Source organism: Halorussus marinus (assembly GCF_004521895.1).
GTDB lineage: Archaea > Halobacteriota > Halobacteria > Halobacteriales > Haladaptataceae > Halorussus > Halorussus marinus.
Genome location: NZ_SBIR01000023.1, coordinates 1 through 1,138, shown reverse-complemented (window position 1 = coordinate 1,138; position 1,138 = coordinate 1). Strand labels below are relative to the sequence as shown.

At 72.3% G+C, this 1,138-nt stretch carries 1 protein-coding gene; it reads right to left on the bottom strand.

What is annotated here, in order from left to right; all coding sequences use genetic code 11:
* The coding region (glmU, locus tag EPL04_RS18500) for a bifunctional sugar-1-phosphate nucleotidylyltransferase/acetyltransferase (protein WP_134672658.1) at positions 1–1,138 on the bottom strand (1,138 nt) is incomplete at both ends.

The window sequence follows — 1,138 nt, the reverse complement described above, 5'->3', positions numbered from 1 at the left end:
GCGGTGGTGGCGCCGGCCGACAGCTTCACCCCGGCGTTCAGGCTGGTGTTGATCGCGGTCTTGGCCCCGTCGCCAGCCACCACCCCGAACTTCCGGCGCCCCGTCGACACCCGCTCGCCTTTCACCGTGAACTCGACCGCCTCCCCGTCGTGGCGCAGGTTCGCCACGTTCGTCCCCGCACCGAAGTTCACGTCCCGCCCCAGCACGCTGTCGCCGACGTAGCTCAGGTGCGCGACGTGCGTCCCCCGACCCACCACGCTGTTTTTGAGCTCGACCCCGTGCCCGATCTCGGCGTCCTCGCCGATCAAGGTCGCCCCGCGAACGTACGCGTTCGGACCGACGCTCGCCCCGCTTCGGATCAACGCCGGCCCCTCGACCACGACTCCGGCGTCGACCCTCGCGCCCGCCTCGACCACCACGTCTCCCCGGAGGTCGGCGTCCTCGTGGACCTCGCCCCGAAGCTCGCGGTCGAGCTCGCCCAGCTTCCACTCGTTGGCCGCGAGCAGTTCCCACGGCCGGCCCACGTCGAGCCACCGATCGAGTTCGACGTACCCCACCTCGTACTCGTCGACCACTCGCGCGAGCACGTCGGTGAGTTCGTGTTCGCCGCGCTCGCTCGCGGGGACGTCGAGCCACGCGGTCGCCTCCGCGGGGAACGCGTACGCGCCGGCGTTCGCCAGCGTCGTCGGCGGATCCGTGGGCTTTTCGACCACGTCGGTGACGAGCCCGTCGCGGGTCGAGAGCACGCCGTAGTTCGACGGGTCGTCGACCCGGACCGCGCCGATGGTCGGGCCGTCGGCGAACAGCGCGTCGACGGCGCCGGGATCGTAGAGGTTGTCGCCGTTGAGCACGACGAACTCGCCGTCGAGATGGTCGCGGGCGGCCCGGACCGCGTCGGCGGTCCCGGCCTGCTCGTGTTGGACCGCGTAGCTGACCGGCACGCCCTCGTAGTCGTCGCCGAAGTACGTCCGGACCGCGTCGGCCTCGTAGCCGACGACGAAAACGAGTTGGTCGGCGCCGGCCCGGACGGCGGCGGCCGCGGCGTGGGCGGCCAGCGGCCGGTCGGCGACCGGCAACATCGGTTTCGGGAGCGACGCCGACAGCGGGCGGATCCGCGTGCCTTCACCCGCCGCGAGGA